Raw genomic sequence first — 21,696 nt, forward strand, 5'->3', positions numbered from 1 at the left:
CCTTTAAAAAGAAATCTGATCGGCCAGGGCGGCCAGCACGCCCGGCTGATCATATAATATCGGTGCGGTGGTCACCTTTACCCCAGGCTGTGTGGCGATAAAGTCCGCCACGGTCTTTTCCGCCCGGTCCAGCAGCCGGCCTGAAAAGAGAAAGAAGGGGCTGACCGCAAGTCGGGTTATGCCCTGGTCGGCCATCTCGTTGAGCGCCTCTTCAAGCCCCGGTTTTTTCTCCCCTGTGAAACACAGGCTCCCTGCGGGAATTTCCAGCCTCTCCAGCAGACCTGAAAGAACCTCCTGCCCCCGCTCCGCCACGGCCGGGTTGGAGGAGCCCTTGACCAGAAGGATCAGTCCCTCGGCCTTATCCCCGCCGGATTGGCGCACCGCCTGGGCGGCGGCCTCGATAATCCGGTTGCTTGCCCCTGTCTCACTTCCATAATGAATTTTCATGCTGCTGCCGGAAAGGGTGTAATTCCTCAGGATCTCGGGAATATCCTCACTCACATGCATGGCCGGGAACAGCATCAGCGGCAGCACCAATAGCTCCTGGATGCGCTCTTCCTCCATCTGCAGCAGGACCTGGGTGATAGAAGGCTCCGCCAGTTCCAGAAAAGCGGTGCTAACCATCACATGGGGATAGAGCACGCGCAGCCTGTCCGCCAAAGCCGCCTTTTCCGCGGCTGGACGGGGCGACCGGCTGCCGTGACTGACCAGCAATATGCCCTGTTTTTTTATCATGCAGGAAGGATAGGGGATGACGAAACTGCCGTCACTATAAAAAAGGCAGGCCGCACCGGTCTGCCCTTTGCAAAGCTATATTTGAATAACCTAGTCGTCCGCCCCGAACTTGATGCCTTGGGCCAGCGGCAGTTCCCTGGAGTAGTTCAGCGTGCTGGTCATGCGGCGCATGTACCCTCTCCAGGCGTCGGAGCCGCTTTCACGGCCGCCGCCGGTTTCTTTCTCACCGCCAAAGGCGCCGCCGATTTCAGCACCACTGGTGCCGATATTGACATTGGCGATACCGCAGTCGCTGCCGGCCTCGGAAGTGAAGGTTTCGGCCTCAATCACATCACGGGTGAAGATGGCGGAGCTCAGGCCCTGGGGCACGTCATTCTGGCGGGCGATGGCTTCTTCCAGATCGGTATATTTGAAAATATAGAGGATCGGGGCGAAGGTCTCCTCGCGCACATTGTCGACGCTGTCGGGCATTTCCACAATGGCGGGATGTACGTAATGGGCATCGGGATACAGGTCTTGCAGGGCGCGTTTCCCACCGAAGATTTCACCGCCTTCTTTGGCCGCCTTGTCCAGGGCTTTCTGCATATTGTCGAATGAATCGCCGTCGATCAGCGGACCGACCAGGGTGTTCTCGTCCAGCGGATTACCAATGGAAAGGCCGGAATAGGCTTTCTTCAGGCGCGGCACCAGCGCATCATAGACGTCCGCATGGACGAACAGGCGACGGGTGGTGGTGCAACGCTGGCCACAGGTGCCCACGGCGCCGAACAGGATGCCCTGGAAGGCCAGGTCCAGATCGGCATTGGGGGTAACGATTATGGCGTTGTTGCCGCCAAGTTCCAGAATGCTTTTGCCGAAACGGGCGGCCACTTTCTGGCCCACTTCCCGGCCCATGCGACAGCTGCCGGTGGCGCTGATCAGGGGAACGCGGTGGTCGTTGACCAGTTCTTCGCCGATATTGCGCTCGCCGATAATAAGCTGGCTCAGGCCTTCCGGCGCTTCACCGAATTCGGCGATTGCGCGCTCGAACAGTTTGTAAGTGGCAATGGCTGTCACAGGTGTTTTCTCGGACGGTTTCCAGATCACGCTGTTGCCGCAGACAACGGCCAGGGCTGCATTCCAGGCCCAGACGGCCACGGGGAAGTTAAAGGCGCTGATGATGCCTACAGGGCCAAGCGGCTGCCAGTATTCGCGCATCTTGTGACCGGGACGCTCGGAGGCGATGGTCAGGCCGTAAAGCTGACGGCTCAGGCCAACAGCAAAGTCACAGATGTCGATCATTTCCTGAACTTCGCCCAGGCCTTCCTGATAGATCTTGCCGCATTCCAGGGTCACCAGTGCACCCAGCGCTTCTTTCTTTTCGCGCAGGATGTTGCCAAAAATACGGATCAGTTCACCGCGTTTCGGGGCCGGCACGGTGCGCCATTCCTTGAAGGCGCGGACGCTGTCATGGATCTTGCGGTCCGTATCTTCCACATCGTCCATATGGATGTGGCCGATCAGGCTGCCGTCACCCGGGCTGTTCACATAGAGAGAGCCGCCCTTGAGTTCGGCATCCGTCAGGTTCAGGCTTTTGAAAATTTCTTCTTTATTCATATCATATCCCTCGCGATTATTTCTTTCTGATGTCGTCCAGTGTGGCCGCCGGTGTCAGGGCCTGGGGATCGACAATAATTTCGATCACTGTGGTTTTGTCCGCCCCGAGGGCCGTTTCGAAGGCGGGGGCAAACTCTGAGGTTTTGGTCACCTTTACGCCGTTCAGGCCATAGGCCTGGGCCAGCGCGGCGAAATCCGGGTTGGTGAGCGCCGTGGCGGATACCCGGTCCGGATAGGTCCTTTCCTGATGCATGCGTATGGTACCATACATGCCGTTATTAAACAGCAGAATGGTGACGGGAACATTATGATGGGCCGCTGTGGCCAGTTCCTGGCAGGTCATCATGAAATCACCGTCACCGGTAAAACAGACCACCGGCCTGTCGGGTGCGGTGATCTTGGCGGCAAGGGCCGCCGGCAGGGCATATCCCATGGCGCCGCTTGTGGGGGCAAGCTGGCTCCGGAAAGTGGAATAGCGGAAAAAGCGATGCAGCCAGATGGCATAGTTGCCGGCGCCATTGGTAAGAATGGCGTCCTTCGGCATGGCCTTGTTGAGATAGCTGTAAATCTCGCCCAGGTGTACATCGCCGGTTTTGCTGCCTTTCAGGTCGCCCAGCGGATTGTTCCAGCTTTCATAGTCTGCCCGGGCATCGGCGACATATTCAGTGCGCCGGCCGGTGTTTTCTGCGGGCAATTTCTTCAGGGCCCTTGCCATTTCCGGCAGCGAGCAGGTGAAGCTTAAGTGAGCCCGGTAAACATGGCCGGTTTCTTCCGCACCGGTATGGACCATGACCAGTTTCTGTTTCGGGAAGGGGATGTCCAGAAGGCTGTACCCGCTGCTGGTCATTTCCCCGAGACGGGCGCCCACATTGAGGATCAGGTCGGCATCCTGGACGCGTTTAAACAGTTTCGGGTTAATGCCGATTCCCACATCGCCCATATAATTGGGGTGATTATTGTCAAACAGGTCCTGGAAACGGAAGGCACAGCCGGTCGGCAGGTTGTGTTTTTCGGCAAACTGCTGAATATCTTTCACTGCCTCGCTGGTCCAGCCTTGACCGCCGAGGATCATTACCGGACGTTCGGCCCTGGCCAGCTCTTCGGCCAGCTTGTCCAGGGTGGTCTGGTCAGGCGCGGCTTTCGGCGGGGTGGCCGGAAGCGGAGTGACATGGTTTGCGGGCAGGGCCTCGACCAGCATATCCTCTGGCAGGGCAAGCACGACCGGACCGGGACGGCCGGACTGGGCCACATGGAAAGCGCGGTTCACATATTCGGGAATACGATCGGCTTCGCGGATTTCGGCGACCCATTTGGCAAGCGGGCCGAACATCTGTCGGTAATCCACCTCCTGGAAGGCTTCCCGGTCATATTGATCCCGGGCCACCTGGCCAATGAACATGATCATGGGGGAAGAATCCTGGAAGGCGGTATGCACGCCGATACTGGCATTTGTCGCCCCCGGACCGCGGGTCACAAAACAGATGCCCGGACGGCCTGTCAGTTTGCCGTAGGCTTCGGCCATGGTTGAGGTGCCGCCTTCCTGGCGGCAGGTGATCAGCTTGATTTTCTCGCGCACATCATAGAGGGCGTCAAGGACGGCCAGGTAACTTTCACCTGGTACACAGAAGGCTGTATCCGCGCCGTTGGCGACCAAACATTCGACTAGACTCTGCGCTGCCTGGGTGTTTTTTGTCATTTCAAATACCAGTCATATGAAATTCAGGTCTTTATGCTAATTAATGAACAAAATATATCAATAACAGAACAATTACAAATAATAATGAACAAAATAAAAAGTAAAAAGACGTATAGCCTAGATAATGCAGGAGCGTCTGTCGAACTTTGGTGACAGGATGATGTGGGTTTCGGTCTTGAGGATACCCGGCATCATGGCGATCTTGGTCAGGATTTCGTCCAGGTGCGGGTGGCTGTCCGCATGAATCAGGGCAATGAAGTCGAAACTGCCGGCCACGGTGCTGAGGCAGGCGACTTCGGGCATTTTTTCTAGCGCCTGCTCGATTTCCAGGGTCTTTTTCGGATCGCGGGTAATCATCACATAGCAGCGGATGTTGCCGTTTTCAGATTCTGCCTCCGGTTTCAGGGTGACCGTATAGCTGTCGATCACCTTTTCTTCCAGTTTTTGCAGCATCATATGGATGGTGGAGCGCGCCAGCCCCAGCTTTCGGCCCAGCTCGGCCGCACTCAGGCGGCTGTTGATCCTAAGAAGGTCCAAAAGCTTCTTTTCATTGCCTTGTAGCTGCATATCATCCTCTTGTTCTATAAATTATGAACAACTGTACCATGAAAAATACAATTGTTCATAATAATTCTTTATCAAGAGCGAGATCAAAGGCTTTCCAGATGGTCGAGCATCATTTTCCGCGTCTTTTCCTCCGGCAGCGGGCTCATGCCGGCCATCACATTGTCACGGGCATAGTCCGGTCGGCCGGTGCCGGGGATGACGCAGGTCACGGCCGGGTGGCCAAGCAGATATTTCAGGAAATACTGGGCCCAGCTCTGGATGCCGTATTCTTCCGCCCAGGCGGGCAGCTCCCGGCCTTTTACCTTGCTGAACAGGGCGCCGCGGCCAAAGGGCCGGTTGACCAGGATGGCAATGCCCTTCTCCTGCGCCAGCGGCAGCAGCTCTTCCTCGACCAGCCGTGCGTTCATGGCATATTGGCACTGGACGAAATCAAGCGGTTCCTGTTTCATGATTTTGATCAGTTCTTCGGTGCCGCTGTCGGTGTAATGGGTAATGCCGAGAAAGCGGATCTTTTTATCCTGTTTCATTTCCCGGAGGGTGCCGAGCTGGGTTTGCCAGTCGACCAGGTTATGCACCTGCATCAGGTCCACGTGACTGGTCTTCAGCTTGCGGAAGGAGGACTGCATCTGATCAATGCCGTTCTGCTTGCCGGTCTGCAGCACCTTGGTGGCGATAAAGCTTTTGTTGCGGCTGTTCAGCCGGGCGACCAGATCGCCGACCACAGCCTCGGCAGGACCGTACATGGGGGCGGTATCGATCACGGACCCGCCGGCGTCATAAAGAATCTTCAGGGTTTCCAGCAGCGGGGCGCGTTCTTCTTCGCTGTTTCCCACGTTAAAGACCTGGGAGGTGCCGAAGCCCACCACGGGTAGAAGTTCGCCGTTAGAGGGAATTGGTTTCTTGACCATTTTGGTGATGAAAGTGTCGGCAAGCGCCGGGGTCGCCAGTCCACCGGCCACTCCACTGGCCAGCGTCAGGCCGGCGGCGCCGGTGAGTTTGATGAACTCCTTACGGGTTAATTCCGTCATGATGAAGTCTCCTCTCTATTCTGCAATTTCTGTTGATGAATTCGGCCGAGCCGATAGCTGAGAAAAGCCCACAGTCCCGCCAGTGGCAGGATGAACAGGGCCAGGGGCTGCATTCCCCATCCGAAGGTTTGGGCAAGGGTGGCATAGACCCAGCCGCTGGCCGCATCGCCGCCCCGGACCCCGACCGTATCGATGAAAGGTTGGGCCTTGTATTTTTCCGCGTCACTGACAGTCGTATAAAGAACCCGGTAGCTGGGCTGGGCGACGGCGAAATTGACCGCTCTTTGTGTGGCCTGGAACGCTACGACAACCAGCAGGACCGGGGCAATGGCCAGAGCGGCGAAACCGGCCAGGGTGACAAGCGGAAACAGGGCCAGTGTCACGCTGACCCCGAAGCGGCCCATCAGTCGACCGACAATGAAGATCTGGGTCAGCAATGTCAGGCCGTTCACCGCCAGATCAATGCGGGCGAACATGCGGATACGTTCTTCCGGGCTATCAAAGGCATCACGGATAATTTCCGCCTGCTGGAAATAGAGAAAGGTGGCGGCCAGGGTCGAAATCATGATCCAGGCGGCGATCCCGGCCATATAGCGTGAGCGGAAAATGGCCAGAAAACCCTCAAGCCAGCTGCCGCCCAGTTTCTCATCCGCTTTCGAGGTATGGAATTCCTGCGTGTCACGTTCGTGCTTCAACAAGGCCAGCATGCAGACAAGCGCCAGAAAGAGAAAGGCGGCAGACACCAGCAGCAGGTTGGCCGTCCCCAGTTCGGTTACCAGCGACTGGGTCAGCAATGGTCCGGTGATGGCGCCGACACTGCCGCCGGCGGCAATAATGCCGAACAGGCGCTTGCCCTGTCCGGGCGAAAAGATATCGGACATATAGGCCCAGAATACACTGACCACGAAAAAGTTGAACACCGACACCCACCAGAAAAAGCCCCGGGCGATCCAGGGGCTGGTGAGGTCAGCCCGGAACAGGACATAAAAGATGATGATATTGATCAGGAAAAAGCCATAGGTGAAGGGGATGATCTGTTTGCGCAGGAAGCGGCTCGCCAGGAAGCCGAACAGGGGGGTAACAGCCAGCATGGCAAAGAATGTACCCGTAAACAGCCACTGCATATTCTCCACACCACTGGCAATGGCCATTTCATCGCGCATGGGGCGCAGGATGTAATAGCTGCACAGCAGGCAAAAGAAATAGCCGAAGGCCAGCAACACGGCCGGCAGTTCCCCGTCCCGGATGTTGAGTACCGGAATAAGCTTTGTCTGTTCTTTTTCCCCTGAAACTTCCATCCCCATTCCGTGATTTGAGCGTTTTCTTCTCTGGTTATGAGTATGGCATAACTTCCGTCTTGCTGACGAGTCATATCAGGCAATTCTTCCCCCCGTGGCCGGCATCCCCTTTACATTGAGAGGCGCGGCACTATCTGGGAGAGGTATTTTTATTAAAGACCCCGTCTGGATTAAATGTTACAAGCGCCGGTCATGAAAAACTTATCCAATCGGGCCGTTGACAGCCGCAGCCATGTGAAGGCGGTGCTGGGCCCGACCAATACGGGGAAGACCCATCTTGCGGTAGAGCGCATGCTGGGCCATAGCACCGGCATGATCGGCCTGCCGTTGCGCCTTCTCGCGCGGGAAATTTATGACCGTATTGTAAAGTCGCCCCAGAATCCGTCCGGCAGGAATGCCGTCGCCCTGATCACCGGTGAAGAAAAAATCATTCCGAAAAATCCCCGCTGGTATGTCTGCACCGTGGAAAGCATGCCCCTGGAGATAGAGGTCGCTTTCCTGGCGGTCGATGAAATCCAGCTGGCGGCGGACATGGACCGGGGGCATATTTTTACCGACCGGCTGCTGCGCGCCCGGGGACGGGAGGAGACAATGTTCCTTGGCTCGGCCACCATGGCCGGACTGATCCGTCATCTGGTGCCCGATGTGGAATTTATCACCCGACGTCGTTTTTCCACCCTGTCCTATGTAATCCCGAAAAAGCTGTCGCGCCTGCCGCGCCGCTCTGCCCTGGTGGCCTTCAGTGCGGAAAGCGTTTACGGCTATGCGGAAATGATCCGTCGGCAGAAAGGCGGCGCTGCCGTGGTCATGGGGGCCTTGAGCCCGCGGACCCGCAACGCCCAGGTGGAGCTCTATCAGAATGGCGATGTGGACTATCTGGTGGCGACAGACGCCATCGGCATGGGGTTGAATATGGATATCGACCATGTCTGTTTCGCCTCAACCAGTAAATTTGACGGTCGCCGGATGCGCGATCTGACCCCGGCGGAGCTCGGCCAGATTGCCGGCCGGGCGGGCCGGCATATGAATAACGGCACCTTCGGGGTGCTGACCGAAGGGGCGGATTATGAACGCGGTCTCAGCGAAGAGGTGATCAGGGCCATTGAAGCACACGAATTTGCCCCGGAAATTGTCCTTCAATGGCGCAACAGCCTGCTGGATTTTTCCGGCCCGGGCGCCCTGATTCGCTCTCTGGAGGCATCGCCGGGGCGAAAAGGCCTGACCCGGACGCTGGAAAATATCGATTTGGCCACCCTGCGCCGCCTTGCCGGGCAGGAGGATATTCGTGCCCTTGCAGCGGGACCTGCCTCCCTCAAGCTGCTCTGGGAAATCTGTCAGATTCCCGACTTCCGCAAAACTTCCGATGACGAGCATATCAAGCTCGCCGGACAGATTTTTCGGCAGATTTCCTCGGATCACGGGGTCATCGACCATCAATGGATGGCGACGCAGGTGGAGCGACTCAACCGCACGGACGGGGGGATAGATACCCTGTCAGCACGTATTGCACATATTCGCACCTGGACGTATATTTCCCACCGGTCGGCGTGGCTTGACCGGGTGAAACACTGGCAGGATGTGACAAGAGATATTGAAGACAGGCTGTCAGATGCGCTACATGAACGCCTGACACAAAGATTTGTGGACCGGCGCACGTCGGTCCTGATGAGAGAGTTACGCCAAAAAGGAAAATTAATGGCCAATATTGATACGGACGGCAATGTGTTTGTGGAAAGCCATTTTATCGGCACCCTGGAAGGTTTCCAGTTCCGCGAGGATCCGGGAGCATACGGGGAGGACAGCAAGACATTGCGTCATGCGGCAGACAAGGTATTGGCCGAGGAAATTGCCAAGCGTGCGCAGGAACTGAATGAGGCCGGAGAAGGTGAACTGTCCCTGGTGTTCGGCAATCCCCTGACCCAGAGCACCATTAACTGGCGCGGTGTGCCCATTGCCCGGGTCGTGAAGGGACCGGACGTTCTGTCCCCCAAGGTCTCCGTCATTCCGACACCGGTCCTGCAGGGTGACAGTCTGACCCTGGTGCAGCAGGCTGCCGATCGCTGGCTCAGAAGTCATGTGGAAGAAGTGCTGGCACCGCTGTTCGTATTGAAAGAGGCTGTGGACGGTGCGACCGATGACGAGGGAAATCCCGTGATTGACGGTCTGGCCCGGGGCATTGCCTTCCAGATGGTGGAAAAGCTGGGCACCATTCCGCGCCGGCTGATTGCCCGTGATTTCAGGCAGGTGGATCGGGATGGCCGTTTCCGGATCAAGAAACTTGGTGTTTGGCTGGGGGCGGCAAGCCTGTATATCCCCGCAGTTCTCAAGCCGGCCCCGGCCCAGTTGCGCCTGTTCCTCTGGGCCCTGTTCAATGACATGGACAGTCTGCCGGAAATGCCGCCGGCCGGGCTGTGTACCATCAAGATCGACCAGAACGCGCCGCGGACCTTCTACGAAGTCTCCGGCTACCGGGTGACCGGCAAGAATGCCGTGCGGCTGGATATGCTGGAGCGTCTGGCCAATGCGGCCCGTGAAGTTTCCATGAAGGGACCGTTCCTGCCCAATCCTGACCTGATGAGTCTGGTCGGTGTCAGCGGCGAGGATTTCGAGGAAATCATGAAATACCTTGGCTATGTGATGAAGGAGTTCAGTCCGGAAGCCGCTGCGGAAATCGAACGTAAACGCCAGGCGCAGGAATTTGCCGAACTGGCGGCGAAAGCCGAAAAGCCTGCCGAGACGGCGCCTGAAACGGAAGAGGCCGGAACGAAAGAGGATGGAACGAAAGCCCCGGAGGCCGCTGAAGAGAAAACCGAGGCAACCGCGGAAGAAGCCCCTGCCGGGGAGCCGGCCGTCGAGGTGCCTGCAGCAGAAGAAGAGGAAATTCGGGAGAAGCAGACCGGGGACCGGGAAGAAAAAGCGGCACCTGAGGCGGCTTCTGCTGAACAGGCTGCGGAGACCCCGAAAGGTGATGTTGCCGGTGCAGAGGTTGCGGCAGATACACCCGCGGAGCCCGAGAAATATATCTATTTCATTCACCAGCCCGAAGTGGCCAAGGGGGGGCCGCGCCGTGAACGTCACCGTGAACGTCATCGCGAAGGTGGCGGAGAGCGCAAAGGGCCAGGGGCGAAGGGCCAGGGTCCCAGAGGTGCCAAAGGCGGCCGCAATCATGGCGGCAAACCGGGGCGCGCCGGTGGTCCGAAGGGGCCCAAGGTGATGAGCGCCTCTGGACCAAGGAAAAAACCTGCCGCTATTGACCCTGACTCTCCCTTTGCAGCTCTGGCTGACCTCAAGAAGAGTCTCGCTAAAAAGAAATGACCGACAAGCCGGAGACACAGACTGGCGCAACCCGGCGCATTGACCTGTGGCTCTGGCATGCCCGTTTCTTCAAGACCCGGTCGCTGGCAAGCAAGGTCTGCCGTGCCGGAAAGGTGCGCCTGAACGGTCAAATCATCCGCAAGGCCAGCGTGACTGTGGGGCTCGAGGATGTGCTGACTTTTCCTCAGGGTGATCACGTGCGCATCGCCCGTATCCTTGATTTTGCCGAACGCCGGGGGCCTGCGGCGGAGGCGCAGAAACTTTATGAAGACCTGAGCCCGCCCCGCCTCAAAAAGGAGCGTACCTCGCCGGTTGCGGTGCGCGAGGCCGGCAGCGGACGGCCCACCAAGGTTGAACGCCGGGCCCTTGACCGCCTTCGGAACCGGTAATTCAGTTAACCCGTAGAATATGATCTTTCCTTAAATCTCCTTTAACCGGCAGGAGCTAGACTGGTGCCCTGATCAAAATGGGATAGCGGACAATGCATGCGGGCAAGACTTTTATTGTGTTTTTTCTGCTGACGGTTTCAGTGGCCTGGGTGGCGGACAACGCCGATTTGACGGCTGTGAAGAAAGAAAACCGTCCAAAAGAGCGCGTGGCGGAGAAGATGGTATCGCAGTCCGCTCACCAGATGACCGACGAAGTGCGCATGGCACGGGGAGAAGGTGGACACTACTGGATCGATGGGGAAGTAGACGGTACGGCGGTTACTTTTGTGGTGGATACCGGGGCAAGCTTTATTTCATTGAGCTATGAAGATGCTGAAAAGGCCGGGCTTGATCCAGGCAATCTTGAATATGACGGCCGGATCAATACAGCCAACGGCGTGGCCCGGATTGCCCGCATAAATCTGTCGTCATTCCGTGTGGGCGCCATTGAGGTCTATGATGTCCCGGCGATTGTATCCTCCCCGGGGTCGTTGTCGGTTTCCCTGCTGGGGATGAGTTTTCTCAATCGGCTGGACAGCTTCCAGGTCGAGGGCGAACATCTTGTGCTTCGCCGCTAGGTCCATTATATCCCTGAGTCAGATCATCCGACACTCTATTCATCACCGACTAACAGGGAAAGATCATTGTCACTTTTTGCAAAACTCGGAGATTTGCTCTCCGGTAAACAGGAAAACAGCAACACTCCCGAACAGGAAAAAACACTGGCTGCCGCCGCCCTGATGGTGGAGGTGGCGCTGCAGGACGGCGATTTTTCAGATGAAGAGCGCGCCCATATCCTGATGCTTCTCGAAAAGCGGCTCGGGCTTGCGGCCGAAGAGGCCCGGAAAATGCTTGGCGAGGCGGAGCGGGAAATTGACGACAGCCATCAGATTTTGTCCTTTACCCGACGCATCAAGGATCATTTTGACGAGGCCGGCCGGGAGAATATCCTCGAGCTTCTGTGGGAAGTGGTCTATGCGGACGGCGAGGAGAGCGCCTATGAAAGCAATCTGATGCGCCGCATAGCCGGGTTGCTTTATGTGCCCGACAAGGAGAGCGGCCGCATTCGTCGCCAGGTCAGAGAGCGACAGCTTGGTCCGGATGCTTCCTGATATTCCGGCCAGGAACGGGCTTTGCGCTTTTTTGGCTTGTGAATAAAGAGAAAAATGTTATATGCCTGTGTCAGGGTATATTGATCGCGGAGGCGGGAGACCAGACCGTGCCGCGGCAGGTAAAGGAGATCTTTATGACTTATGTTGTCACAGAGGCATGTATCAACTGCAAATACACTGACTGCGTGGAAGTCTGTCCAGTGGACTGTTTCTATGAAGGTGAAAACATGCTTGTGATTAACCCCGACGAATGTATTGACTGTGGCGTCTGCGAGCCGGAATGTCCCGCCGAAGCCATCGTCGCGGATACCGAGGACGGCCTCGAGAAATGGATTGAGCTTGGCGAGAAATATTCTGCCGAATGGCCGAATATCACTGAACGGGTCGACCCCATGGACGGCGCCGACGCCGCCAAGGACGAACAGAACAAGTTCGAAAAACACTTCAGCGAAAAGCCGGGCGCCGGCAGCTGATTTTCGTGTCTGTCCCGGAAGCGTGAAACGCGTATTTCGACACCGCACGGCTTTGTTTCAGGACCGAAAGAATTAAGACGAGACACCCCTTCTCAGACCCTGATGTCTGTTAAGGGGTGTTTTTTTGTGAAATTTATGTTATATTATATGCATTGCACAAGGATTTGGACGTCAGGGTGAATAACCCATTGCTGTTAAATCCTTTATTCAGATAATCGCTAACCTTGGCATGCGTCTTCGTAGTTGCCTGAGGAGGTGTTTTTTGGCGATTCTGAGTATATTAAGGTGTTGTTAACCATTATGTGACCCGGGGTTGCAGGTTTTTGGCGCTTTTTTGACGATATGTGGCCGGGGCCGACTGCCCTGCCTAAGTTAGTTCAGTTGGAGAATATTTTTCTAGATGGTTAAGTCGAATTTGAAATTTTCAGTCAATGAAAACATCGTTTACCCCAAACATGGCGTAGGCGTCATTACTGACATCGAAGAACAGGAAATTTCCGGAATCAAACTGGAACTTTATGTCATTCGCTTTGAAAGTGAAAAAATGACTCTTCGTGTGCCCACTAACAAAGCGGAATCCGCCGGCATGCGATCCCTGTCAAATAAAAATGTCATGGACAAGGCTTTTGTAACCCTGAAAGGCAAGGCCAAGGTCAAGCGGACCATGTGGAGCCGCCGGGCCCAGGAGTATGAAGCCAAGATCAATTCCGGCAATCTGATTTCGCTGGCCGAGGTCGTGCGCGACCTGCACAGGTCCGGCGACCAGACGGAACAGTCCTACAGCGAGCGTCAGATTTATGAATCCGCAATCAGCCGGCTGGCCCGTGAAGTGGCTGCGGTCGAGGAAATCGCGGAGAAAGAAGCGCTGGAAAAACTGGAGACTTACCTCCAGGTTGCCTGATCTCCTGACATAACGGAAATAAAAAAGAGCCTGTCTTAATTCAGGCTCTTTTTTTATCTAGCCTGTTATCTTAAAGTGGGTTTGCCGGCGGCGATTTCTTCACCTGCTGCCGGGACCAGAAAAAGGGACCTAGACTTTGATGAGCGGAACAGACCTGTCTGCCATGGATCCGGAAAGATACGGATGTTTTGACAATGTGCAACGTATATGGGCGATTGGCGCTATTCACGGACAGGCAGGGCGGCTCAGGGAACTTCATCATCTTCTGCTGGAACGGCTGTACAAGAAAGACAAGCTGGTTTATCTCGGCAACTATTTCGGCAGCAATGACGGAAATCTGGAAACCATTGATGAACTTCTGAAAAGCCGTCGGGAAATCATGTCCATGCCGTCTGTCTATATGCCGGAGGATTTTGTCTATCTGCGTGGCGCCAGGGAAGAAATGTTCTCCAAACTGCTGCAGCTGCAGTTCGCGCCCAATCCGGGAGAGGTCATGGACTGGCTTCTTGATCACGGCCTAGGCCCGGTGATCGAGGCCTATGGAACAAAGGCCCATGTGGCCCGGGCCATTTCCCGGGAAGGGACACTGTCCATTACCAGGTGGACCAATGGCCTGCGCCGGGAAGTTCACAAGCATCCGGGGCATGGTGATCTTCTCAAGCACTTGAGAAGGGCCGCTTTCAGCCGGGACGGAAAACTTCTTTTTGTCCATGCTTCCGTGGATGTCTCGCGTCCGCTGGATATGCAGAAAGACCAGTTCTGGTGGGATAACGGCAGGTTTGATGAAATCGACCGGCCTTTTTCCGGCTTTACAAAGGTGGTTCGCGGCTATGACCATTCAAATGGCGGCCTTTCCCTGGACAACCCCCATTGCGCAACTGTGGACAGCGGATGCGGGCGCGGGGGCGACTTGTCGGCAGTCTGTTTTTCCCCGGAGGGAGAAGTCCTCGACCAGATCACCGTCTGACAGAGGCGACGATCGTCTTTATCCTGCTGCAGTGCGACAAAATCACATAATTTTGAGACCAAATGCCTTGACCGCTATCGCCATGCAGCATTTTCTTTGCTATCATCGCTTTCGGAAGATATCAGTTATTTTTAACTGAATTCGGGTCTGTACCGGACAATACAAAATAATAATCCTGACAGATCCTAGGAATTGTGTGGATGAACAGAATTTCCTTGTTGGTGTGTGCTGTTTCGGCTACGGCGTTGACAGCCTGCACAAGTATACCGGTCGCTGACCGGGATCTTCCGGGACCTGAAACTGCCGCTTCTTGGCAGGCTTCATCTGATAACGAAGGTATGGTGCGGGACGGTTGGCTTGACGAGCTGCAAATGCCCGAACTGCTGCAATTTGTTGATCAGGTTCTGGCTGACAATCCCGATTACAGAAGCAGGTCCCTTTTGATGAAAGCGGCCGGCTATGATCGCGGTGTTGCGAGAGCAGATCTCCTGCCGTCCCTTTCCGGGGGAATTTCCGCCCAGCGTCAGCACACCAGCAACCCCTCCGTGACGACCAATTCCCTGTCTCTTGGCCTGGACGCCAGTTGGGAGCTTGATGTCTGGGGCCGACTGAGCACCCGGGAAAAAGCCGCCGCTGCAGATTATGCCGTCGCCAGATATGATCTGGAAGGCGCCCGTCTGTCGCTTGCCGCCCAGGTGGCCCAGGGCTGGTTCCAGGCGCTGGAGGCGGAACAGCAGTATGCCCTGGCTCGGCGGACAGTGGAAAGTTACGAGAGGTCCGAGCGGATCATTCGCAACCGGTTCAACCGGGGTCTCAGCAGTGGTCTGGATCTGCGACTGGCGCTCAGCAATCTGGAGGCCGCCCGGGCCTCACTGAGTGATCGCCGGGACCAGCTTGATGGGGCCCGCCGCTCGCTTGAGGTGCTTGCCGGACGTTATCCGTCGGCAAGCCTCAGGGCTGCCGGGGGTCTTCCCGACCAACTTTCCGAGGTGCCGGCCGGACTTCCGGCAGACCTTCTGGAGCGTCGCCCGGACCTGCAGGCCGCCAAGCAGCGTCTCTATGCGGCCGGTTACAGGTCCCAGCAGGCGGGCAAGGCATTGTTGCCGTCCTTTTCCCTGACGGGATCTGCCGGGAATGCGTCTGATAACTTCAGCGATCTGCTGAAATTTGATAATATTTTCTGGAATCTGATCGGCAACATCACCCAGCCTGTCTTTCAGGGCGGTCGGCTGTTGAATACCGCCAGAGCCCAGGAAGCACGGTTTGAGGCACAGAAAGAGCAATTCGCTCAGACATTGTTACAGGCTTTCAGGGAGGTTGAGGACGGATTGTCCACGGATCGCTCCCTGCATGAACAGGTCCGGCACACGGCAAAGGCTGCCGAAGCGGCCGTCTCTGCGGAAGAGGTGGCTCTGGACCAGTATGCCCGCGGGCTGATCAATGTGACCACCCTGCTGGATTCACAACGTCAGGCCCTTGCCCAGCAGAGCCAGCTTTTGCTGGTCAAAAGATTAAGAATAAACAACAGAATAAGACTTCACCTGGCCCTGGGTGGGGATTTTACACAACCGGAAGATCATCAGGCAACAAATAGCAACCAGCTAACTGCATATAAGAGTGAAGGGGATTTGTAATGAAAATCATGCGTATATTGTTGCCAATAGCTGTTCTGGTCGGAGGGGTGGTCCTCAGTTGGGGGATTGTTGCCGCCAAGCCGGAACCTGAAAAGAAAGAACATGTGGTCGAGGCCCGCAAGGTGCGCGTTGTAACGGCCCATGCCCAGCCGACAAGCCTGCTTGTGGAAACCCAGGGAACGGTTATGCCCAGGCAAATGATTGATCTGGTGCCCCAGGTGGCCGGAAATATCGTCTATGTGTCGGACAAATTTGTTGCCGGCGGTAACTTTGAAAAGGGTGAAACCCTCCTGCGCATAGATCCCCGGGATTATGAGGCTGCGGTAACCTCTGCCGAGGCCCGGGTCGCGGAAGCCCGTCAGCGCCAGTTGCAGGAACAGCAGGAAGCGGCCCTGGCCAAGGAAGAATGGGAAATGCTCGGGCAGGGGGATCCCAGTGATCTGGTGCTGCGCAAACCCCAGTTGGCCGATGCGGAAGCCAAACTGAAGGCGGCAGAGGCCGCCCTCTATACCGCCAGGCTCGATCTGGAGCGGACCGAAATAAAAGCTCCTTTCAACGGCCTGTTAACGGAAAAACTGGTGGACTTTGGGCAGTATATCAGCCCGGGCTCCAGAATGGGCATCTACTATTCCACCGACGTTCTGGAAGTGCGTTTGCCGCTGACCAGCAGGGACCTGGGCAAGTTTAATCTTGTCCAACTGCAAAATGGCAAGGCGGAACTTACAGCGACCCTTACCGGGACTTTCGCGGACAAAAGCTATACCTGGAAAGGCCGAATTGTACGCTCGGAAGGGGTGATCGACACCAAAAGCCGGATTCTTTACGTGGTCGCCGAACTGAAGGGCGAAGAAGTCTATTCCATGGAAAACGGACTGCGCATGACCATCGGTCAGTTTGTGGTCGCCCATATCGAGGGGCGCGCCTATGAGAGCGCCTTCCAGTTGCCCCGCCAGGTTCTGCGTCAGGGTGACAGCGTTCTGGTGGTGGACAGCGAAAACAAGCTGCGGACCCGCAAAGTGGAAGTGCTGGAAAGCAATCGTGAACATGTGGTGATTGCAAGCGGTCTTGAGGAAGGGGACAAAGTCTGTGTTTCCCAGCTCGGCATCGCGGTTGACGGTACCCTGGTCGAGGCGGTCCCCGCCGACAAGGGCTCGCTGCTGTCTGCTGTCGATAAAACCGGAGACAAATCATGAAAAACATAATCAAGTGGTTTGTTAATAACCCGGTTGCCACCAACCTGATCATGATCGTAATCCTGATCGGTGGCATGATCGGATACAGCAATGTGGGCAAGATTGCCTTTCCCACATTCGCCATGAACGAAATCTGGGTTTCGGTAAGTTACCTTGGCGCCGGCCCGCGCGAAGTCGAGGAACGCATTCTGGTTCGTGTCGAGGAAGCGGTCTTTGACCTGCAGGGAATCAAGCGCCTCTACAGTCGTGCCCGGGAAGGGATTGGCCAGGTGCGTATCGAGGTGGAGGACGGTTATGATCCCGACAAGATGCTGAACGAGGTCAAGGCCCGGGTGGATGCGATCAATACCCTGCCGACCCTGTCTGAGCGCCCCATTGTCGAGCGGGTTTACGCGGAAAGCGATGTAATCAATATCGTCCTCTATGGTGATCTCGGGGAACGAGAGTTGAAGGAACTTGGCCGCGATGTGCGGGACAAGATCGCCCAGATTCCGGGTGCTGCCAAAACCAATCTGGATGCGGTGCGTGATTATGAAATATCCATCGAGGTTTCAGAACTGGACCTGCAGAAATACGGCCTGACCTTTGATGATGTCTCCAATGCCATTGCGCGCTCCTCTGTAAATCTGCCGGCAGGCAAGGTGGACAACGAGGCGGGCCAGATCCAGATCATGACTCGCGGCCAGGCTTATGTTCAGGAAGACTTCGAAAATATCGTCGTTTTGCGCAACGAAGACGGCACACGGATCCTGTTGAAGGATGTGGCCCGGGTGGTTGACGGATTTACCGACGACCAGTTCCGCGTCGGCTTTAACGGCAAGCCAAGTGTGCTGATTTTTGTCCGTACCGAGGGCACACCGGATGTGGTGAAGCTGAGTGGCGAGATTAACAACCTGATTGACGAGGAAATTCGCCCGAATCTGCCTGAAGGGGTGGAGATAACCAACTGGTTTGATACCTCTGACATGTTTAAAAGCCGTCTCAGTATGCTGATGTGGAATGGAATCACCGGCCTGATCCTGGTTTTTGTCTGCCTGATGGTTTTTCTGAATATGGAGCTGTCTTTCTGGGTGACCATGGGGATCGCCATTTCTTTCCTTGGGTGCCTGATGCTGTTGCCGTCAACCGGGGTCAGCCTGACCATGATTTCCCTGTTTGCCTTCATTCTGATCCTGGGTATTGTGGTGGATGACGCCATCATTATCGGGGAAAGCATCCACCGGGAAAACCAGCATGGAGTCATCGGTGGGGAAGGGGCTGTTGTCGGGGCTGAAAAAGTAGCCAAACCGGTGATTTTTTCGGCGCTGACGACCATGATTGCCTTCCTTCCCATGGCCTTTCTGCCGGGCAATTCGGGGAAGGTGGCTTATGTAATCCCCGTCGTGGTGATTTTATGCCTTAGCTTTTCTATCTTTGAATCCCTGTTTATTCTGCCGACCCATCTGCGTCATGGGGGGGAAAAGGGACACGGCTTCCTGTCCAAACTGTTTGGCTTGCCGGGCATTCGGGATATTCGGGAAAAGTCATCGTTTCTGTTTGCAAAAATACAGGACCGAGCAACCAGATTCCTGGACTGGGTTATTTACAAATGGTACCGGCCATTCCTCGACAAGGTCTTGCGCCGCTGGGGCCTGTCGCTTTGTGTCATCCTTGCCGGCTGTATGGTTATTTTTTCTCTGAATATTGCTGGCTGGGTGAAAAACTCTTTCATGCCCGATGTGCCAATGGATTTTGTCCAGGCGCGGATCGATTTTCCGGCCGGGTCTCCCTATGACACCATAGACCAGGCGACAATGATTTTGGCAGATGCTGCCCTCAAAATGAAAGACCAACTGGCTCAGGAATATCCTGACCAGAAGATCATCAAGGATGTCCTGACCTGGACCAGCAACCGTAGCGGCTCTGCCCGGGCTTTCCTTATTTTGGTACCGGCCGAAGAGCGGGATGTGGATGTGGTGCAGATCACGGATCTCTGGCGTGAACTGACGCCGGTGATACCCGATGCCAAAAATGTCAATTTTGATTTTTCCGGAAGTGGCAGTAGTGGCGAGCGTCTGGACCTTCTGATCAAATCACGTGATCCGGAACAAATCGAGCAGGCGGCGCTGGCACTGAAAGAGGCCTATAGCAGCTACAACGGGCTTTATAATATCACCGATTCCGGAGATACGGCCCGTATGGAAGCGGTTCTGTCCCTGAAGCCAAGTGCGGAAAACCTCGGACTTTCCCTGTCTGATATTGCCCGTCAGGTGCGCCAGGCCTTTTACGGTGATGAAGTTCAGCGAATCCCGCGCGGTCAGGATGATGTAAAAGTGATGGTCCGCCTGCCAAAGGAAGACCGCATGTCCTTTGATACCATGAATGACATGCGCATGCGTACAGCCACAGGGAAAGAGGTGCCGTTCGGGTCTGCGGCTGATGTCAACTACCGGCAGGCCTATACCACCATTGAACGCACCGACCGGATGCGTACGTTGGAGGTGATGGCCAATGTGGACCCGGATGGGGCCAATGCCAGCGAAATTCTGGCGGATATCGAGGAAAAATATTTCCCCGAATGGAAAACCAAGTTTCCGGCGGTGGAATTCAGCCTCGAAGGCGACCAGAAGGAAGAGCAGGAGTTCATGCAGTCCCTGATGGCCGGATTTGGCGTTGCACTTCTGGCCATCTATTTCCTGATGGCGGTGGCCTTCAAGTCCTATGTCCAGCCGTTCCTGATCTTTACCGCGATCCCCTTCGGTTATATGGGGGCCATTATCGGTCATTTGGTCCTGGGAATGGACATCAGCATCTATTCCATTCTCGGGATCGTGGCGGCCGCTGGTGTGGTGATCAATGATAACCTTGTGCTGCTGGATTATATCCACAAGCTCCGGGATCAGGGGAACAGTGCGCTCAGGGCTATCGAAATTGCGGCAGAGGAGCGGTTCCGGCCGATCTTCCTGACCTCGCTGACCACCTTCATCGGTCTGGTGCCGATGATGCTGGAAACCAGCATGCAGGCCCTGTTCCTGGTGCCGACAGTGGTCTCTCTGGCCTTCGGGGTGGCTTTGTCCTCTATTGCCACCCTGTTCCTGGTGCCGATCCTTTATCTGATCGTGGCCAAGGTGCGGGAAAAACTCAATTTCCTGCTGGGACGGAAGGAACCGTCAGTCATTGTCGGGGAATAATCCAAAAAAACCGTAGAAACTTACCACACAGACTGATGCCGGGAGAGATTATCTCCCGGCTTTTTCATGTCTACTCGACGATCAGTTTGAGGCGTTGTCCGGCCCTGAGGGTGCTGTTGCGGTCAAGGCCGTTAATGACCAGAAAACGTTCCAGCTGATAATCGTCAAAGGCCATATGCCGGGACAGGCCCTGGGCCGTATCACCCGGCTGCACGGTGACGATTTTGATGCGTTTGGCTTTATATTTGCCGGCCTCGTTCTGGCTCAGCTTGCGGAAGCTATAGGCCATCTGCTGCAGGCCGGGCTCAAGGGCATTGACATTATTCTGGGGCACAATCATCAGGAAGTGATAGGCCTGATCCGCAGAATAGCGGATCGCCACCATGCGCACCAGAACCGGCTGGTTGTTAAAGGTGCCGGTGGTGGTGGCGGTCATTCCCGCCATGCCGTTGATGGTCATTTCCTGCCAGTTCTCCAGCGCGCCGTTTTCACTGATGCTTTTCCAGGCCTCGGTCAGATATTGCTCAAGGCTCTTGCCTTTGGCGTTGCCCCCGGCAAAGATCACGGCGGATCCCTCGGCGTCACCGCTGCCCCGGGCAACAACAGCACTGGAGCTGTTGGACATGGTGTAATTTTCCGGCACCTCGAAGGTGAACAGCAGTTTGGGATGCCAGAAGGTACGGCCGCGGATCAGCCCCTGGTCCGGGTTGTCGCCGTATATCATACCGTCAATAACGCTGAGATAGCGGTCACGGCCGGGATCCCGGCTTCCCTGGCGGATACCGGTTTCTCTTGCCTTTTGCAGCGCCCGGGCGGCCCTGTCTTCCGTATTGGGGTGGGTAGAGAAAAATTCGGGTGTACGCTCCTCGCCGGCGCGATTGGCGATCAGGTCGGCAAGATCGCTTTGCGCCTTCAGGCTTTCCAGCATGCCGGCGGCCCCATAGGGATCGACACCGGCCCGGCTGGTATAACGCACCCCAAGCTCATCGGACTGATATTCCTGGTCCCGGCTATAGCTCAACAGATAGAGCTGGGAGCCGTAGGAGACCATTTCCGCCACCTCCTGGCTGCCGGCCAGTACGCCCACGCCCACGCCCAGGATGCCGGCAAAGACCGACTGATTATACCGCTTGGCCGTATGCCGGGCGGTGACATGGCCGATCTCATGGCCCAGTACGCTGGCCATTTCCGCCTCGGAATTGAACAGGGCCAGAATGCCGCGGGTCACATAGATATAGCCGCCGGGCAGGGCAAAGGCATTGACGATGGGACTGTCCAGTACGGTAAAGGTAAACTGAGTGTCCGGCATTTCGGAGACCGCCGCCAGCCTGCCGCCGACGGTGGCCACATAGCCGCCGATGTTGGGGTCATCATAGACGCCGCCATGTTCGGCCATCACCGAGGGATGGGCCTCGCTCCCGATCTTGGCTTCCTGGCCCGGGCTCATGAAAGGCGTGAATTCAGACTTGCCGGTGGCCGGGTTGAGGGTCGTACAGGCGCCGAGGGTGGCGACAAGTGCTCCGCTCACGAGCCATTTTGTTACTGTATGGGATAATTTTTTCAATGCCATTTGGATAAACTCC

General features: G+C 56.1%; 17 protein-coding genes. 10 read left to right on the forward strand and 7 right to left on the reverse strand.

The window, feature by feature from the left end:
• Window positions 1-3: 3 nt before the first annotated feature.
• The 6 genes from ACN0YD_RS01210 to ACN0YD_RS01235 all read right to left on the reverse strand — a co-directional run bounded on the left by ACN0YD_RS01210 (window position 4) and on the right by ACN0YD_RS01235 (window position 6,920).
• A complete protein-coding gene (locus tag ACN0YD_RS01210) occupies window positions 4-735 on the reverse strand; it encodes a sirohydrochlorin chelatase (protein WP_417316814.1) in 732 nt (243 codons plus the stop codon).
• Between the two features lie 90 nt (window positions 736-825).
• The gene (locus ACN0YD_RS01215) at window positions 826-2,331 is read right to left on the reverse strand and encodes an aldehyde dehydrogenase family protein (RefSeq protein WP_417316815.1); all 1,506 of its coding nucleotides are present in this window, start codon (window positions 2,329-2,331) and stop codon (window positions 826-828) included.
• Window positions 2,332-2,347: 16 nt separating this feature from the next.
• A complete protein-coding gene (locus ACN0YD_RS01220) occupies window positions 2,348-4,027 on the reverse strand; it encodes a thiamine pyrophosphate-binding protein (RefSeq protein ID WP_417316816.1) in 1,680 nt (559 codons plus the stop codon).
• Window positions 4,028-4,144: 117 nt separating this feature from the next.
• Window positions 4,145-4,594, reverse strand: coding sequence for an Lrp/AsnC family transcriptional regulator (locus tag ACN0YD_RS01225; RefSeq protein ID WP_417316817.1), 450 nt, complete (start codon window positions 4,592-4,594; stop codon window positions 4,145-4,147).
• An 83-nt stretch (window positions 4,595-4,677) separates the two neighbouring features.
• Complete coding sequence (locus ACN0YD_RS01230) at window positions 4,678-5,622, reverse strand: aldo/keto reductase (RefSeq protein WP_417316818.1); 945 nt, start codon at window positions 5,620-5,622, stop codon at window positions 4,678-4,680.
• Window positions 5,619-6,920 (reverse strand): NTP/NDP exchange transporter, encoded by a 1,302-nt coding sequence (locus ACN0YD_RS01235; RefSeq protein WP_417316819.1) that lies wholly within the window; start codon window positions 6,918-6,920, stop codon window positions 5,619-5,621. Before ACN0YD_RS01235 ends, ACN0YD_RS01230 begins: the two co-directional genes overlap by 4 nt.
• Window positions 6,921-7,112: 192 nt before the next feature.
• Between ACN0YD_RS01235 and ACN0YD_RS01240 the strand changes: the two genes are divergently transcribed.
• From ACN0YD_RS01240 to ACN0YD_RS01285, 10 genes are all read left to right on the forward strand, one after another.
• A complete protein-coding gene (locus tag ACN0YD_RS01240) occupies window positions 7,113-10,235 on the forward strand; it encodes a helicase-related protein (protein ID WP_417316820.1) in 3,123 nt (1,040 codons plus the stop codon).
• Window positions 10,232-10,624: an RNA-binding S4 domain-containing protein gene (locus tag ACN0YD_RS01245; RefSeq protein ID WP_417316821.1), complete on the forward strand. Its 393-nt coding sequence runs from the start codon at window positions 10,232-10,234 to the stop codon at window positions 10,622-10,624. The genes ACN0YD_RS01240 and ACN0YD_RS01245 overlap by 4 nt, the downstream gene beginning before the upstream one ends.
• 116 nt (window positions 10,625-10,740) lie before the next feature.
• On the forward strand, window positions 10,741-11,241 hold the full coding sequence (locus ACN0YD_RS01250) for a retropepsin-like aspartic protease family protein (protein WP_417316822.1): 501 nt from the start codon (window positions 10,741-10,743) through the stop codon (window positions 11,239-11,241).
• Window positions 11,242-11,307: 66 nt separating this feature from the next.
• The gene (locus ACN0YD_RS01255) at window positions 11,308-11,775 is read left to right on the forward strand and encodes a TerB family tellurite resistance protein (protein WP_417316823.1); all 468 of its coding nucleotides are present in this window, start codon (window positions 11,308-11,310) and stop codon (window positions 11,773-11,775) included.
• Window positions 11,776-11,909: 134 nt separating this feature from the next.
• Window positions 11,910-12,248: a ferredoxin FdxA gene (fdxA, locus tag ACN0YD_RS01260; protein ID WP_417316824.1), complete on the forward strand. Its 339-nt coding sequence runs from the start codon at window positions 11,910-11,912 to the stop codon at window positions 12,246-12,248.
• Window positions 12,249-12,648: 400 nt separating this feature from the next.
• A complete protein-coding gene (locus tag ACN0YD_RS01265) occupies window positions 12,649-13,149 on the forward strand; it encodes a CarD family transcriptional regulator (protein WP_417316825.1) in 501 nt (166 codons plus the stop codon).
• Between the two features lie 139 nt (window positions 13,150-13,288).
• Window positions 13,289-14,116, forward strand: a complete 828-nt coding sequence (locus ACN0YD_RS01270; protein WP_417316826.1) for a hypothetical protein — start codon at window positions 13,289-13,291, stop codon at window positions 14,114-14,116.
• Between the two features lie 200 nt (window positions 14,117-14,316).
• Window positions 14,317-15,750, forward strand: coding sequence for an efflux transporter outer membrane subunit (locus ACN0YD_RS01275; protein ID WP_417316827.1), 1,434 nt, complete (start codon window positions 14,317-14,319; stop codon window positions 15,748-15,750).
• Window positions 15,750-16,943: an efflux RND transporter periplasmic adaptor subunit gene (locus ACN0YD_RS01280; protein ID WP_417316828.1), complete on the forward strand. Its 1,194-nt coding sequence runs from the start codon at window positions 15,750-15,752 to the stop codon at window positions 16,941-16,943. The genes ACN0YD_RS01275 and ACN0YD_RS01280 overlap by 1 nt, the downstream gene beginning before the upstream one ends.
• On the forward strand, window positions 16,940-20,113 hold the full coding sequence (locus ACN0YD_RS01285; protein ID WP_417316829.1) for an efflux RND transporter permease subunit: 3,174 nt from the start codon (window positions 16,940-16,942) through the stop codon (window positions 20,111-20,113). The genes ACN0YD_RS01280 and ACN0YD_RS01285 overlap by 4 nt, the downstream gene beginning before the upstream one ends.
• Window positions 20,114-20,183: 70 nt before the next feature.
• Here ACN0YD_RS01285 and ACN0YD_RS01290 read toward each other — a convergent pair whose 3' ends face one another.
• Window positions 20,184-21,683, reverse strand: coding sequence for a M48 family metalloprotease (locus ACN0YD_RS01290; RefSeq protein WP_417316830.1), 1,500 nt, complete (start codon window positions 21,681-21,683; stop codon window positions 20,184-20,186).
• Between the last annotated feature and the right edge of the window lie 13 nt (window positions 21,684-21,696).

Source organism: Emcibacter sp., assembly GCF_048269205.1.
GTDB lineage: Bacteria > Pseudomonadota > Alphaproteobacteria > Sphingomonadales > Emcibacteraceae > Emcibacter.

Excerpts from the sequence above, each read along its gene's own strand:
- ACN0YD_RS01210 (WP_417316814.1), bottom strand. The coding sequence starts at position 735 with ATGATAAAAAAACAGGGCATATTGCTGGTCAGTCACGGCAGCCGGTCG.
- ACN0YD_RS01215 (WP_417316815.1), bottom strand. The coding sequence starts at position 2,331 with ATGAATAAAGAAGAAATTTTCAAAAGCCTGAACCTGACGGATGCCGAA.
- ACN0YD_RS01220 (WP_417316816.1), bottom strand. The coding sequence starts at position 4,027 with ATGACAAAAAACACCCAGGCAGCGCAGAGTCTAGTCGAATGTTTGGTC.
- ACN0YD_RS01225 (WP_417316817.1), bottom strand. The coding sequence starts at position 4,594 with ATGCAGCTACAAGGCAATGAAAAGAAGCTTTTGGACCTTCTTAGGATC.
- ACN0YD_RS01230 (WP_417316818.1), bottom strand. The coding sequence starts at position 5,622 with ATGACGGAATTAACCCGTAAGGAGTTCATCAAACTCACCGGCGCCGCC.
- ACN0YD_RS01235 (WP_417316819.1), bottom strand. The coding sequence starts at position 6,920 with ATGGAAGTTTCAGGGGAAAAAGAACAGACAAAGCTTATTCCGGTACTC.
- ACN0YD_RS01240 (WP_417316820.1), top strand. The coding sequence starts at position 7,113 with ATGAAAAACTTATCCAATCGGGCCGTTGACAGCCGCAGCCATGTGAAG.
- ACN0YD_RS01245 (WP_417316821.1), top strand. The coding sequence starts at position 10,232 with ATGACCGACAAGCCGGAGACACAGACTGGCGCAACCCGGCGCATTGAC.
- fdxA (WP_417316824.1), top strand. The coding sequence starts at position 11,910 with ATGACTTATGTTGTCACAGAGGCATGTATCAACTGCAAATACACTGAC.
- ACN0YD_RS01265 (WP_417316825.1), top strand. The coding sequence starts at position 12,649 with ATGGTTAAGTCGAATTTGAAATTTTCAGTCAATGAAAACATCGTTTAC.
- ACN0YD_RS01270 (WP_417316826.1), top strand. The coding sequence starts at position 13,289 with ATGAGCGGAACAGACCTGTCTGCCATGGATCCGGAAAGATACGGATGT.
- ACN0YD_RS01275 (WP_417316827.1), top strand. The coding sequence starts at position 14,317 with ATGAACAGAATTTCCTTGTTGGTGTGTGCTGTTTCGGCTACGGCGTTG.
- ACN0YD_RS01280 (WP_417316828.1), top strand. The coding sequence starts at position 15,750 with ATGAAAATCATGCGTATATTGTTGCCAATAGCTGTTCTGGTCGGAGGG.
- ACN0YD_RS01285 (WP_417316829.1), top strand. The coding sequence starts at position 16,940 with ATGAAAAACATAATCAAGTGGTTTGTTAATAACCCGGTTGCCACCAAC.
- ACN0YD_RS01290 (WP_417316830.1), bottom strand. The coding sequence starts at position 21,683 with ATGGCATTGAAAAAATTATCCCATACAGTAACAAAATGGCTCGTGAGC.